This is a genomic window from Pseudoalteromonas sp. S4741, assembly GCF_005886135.1.
Lineage (GTDB): Bacteria > Pseudomonadota > Gammaproteobacteria > Enterobacterales > Alteromonadaceae > Pseudoalteromonas > Pseudoalteromonas tetraodonis.
Genome location: NZ_PNCN01000140.1, coordinates 1 through 617, shown reverse-complemented (window position 1 = coordinate 617; position 617 = coordinate 1). Strand labels below are relative to the sequence as shown.

General features: G+C 41.7%; 1 protein-coding gene. It reads left to right on the top strand.

Annotation, left to right across the window (positions count from 1 at the left end):
* Window positions 1-227: 227 nt before the first annotated feature.
* Window positions 228-617, top strand: a 390-nt coding sequence (locus CWC30_RS16155) for an HvfA family oxazolone/thioamide-modified RiPP metallophore (RefSeq protein ID WP_138627614.1), incomplete at its 3' end; no start/stop codon positions are given.

Sequence of the window (617 nt, the reverse complement as noted above, 5' to 3'; positions counted from 1 at the left end):
TCACTCCATCCATGTCCCGTCTGTTAACATTAATCTTGGCATGTAGGTTCGGTGTAAAGTTTTCTGGCGAATTCAATTATACCTTATCTTCATGCTGTTTGTTTTTCATACCACAAAGATCAACACGCCCTAAGTTATTTTAGAAAAAATAGATAATGTGAAAGTTTTTAGTTTTATGCAGGTCTACTTGTATAATGATATCTGACAAGTTTAGAAGGTAATAAAAAATGAATACTATAAAGAAAAACTCAATTGCATTAACACTCGGTGCAGTGGTTGTTGGCAGCGCAAGTATGGCCAGTACTGATGTTCAAGCTAATCCATTTGAATTTCAGCAAATGGTAGCTGGTTACCAGTTAGACGCTGGTGAAGGCAAGTGCGGCGAAGGTAAATGCGGCGGCGACGCTAAAGCGAAAAAAGAAGGCAAGTGCGGCGAAGGTAAATGCGGCGGTGAAGCTAAGGCCAAAAAAGAAGGGAAGTGTGGCGAAGGTAAATGCGGCGAAGCTAAAGCCAAAAAAGAAGGTAAATGCGGCGAAGCTAAAGCCAAAAAAGAAGGTAAGTGCGGCGAAGGTAAATGTGGTGGCGATGCTAAGGCCAAAAAAGAAGGCAAATGTGGC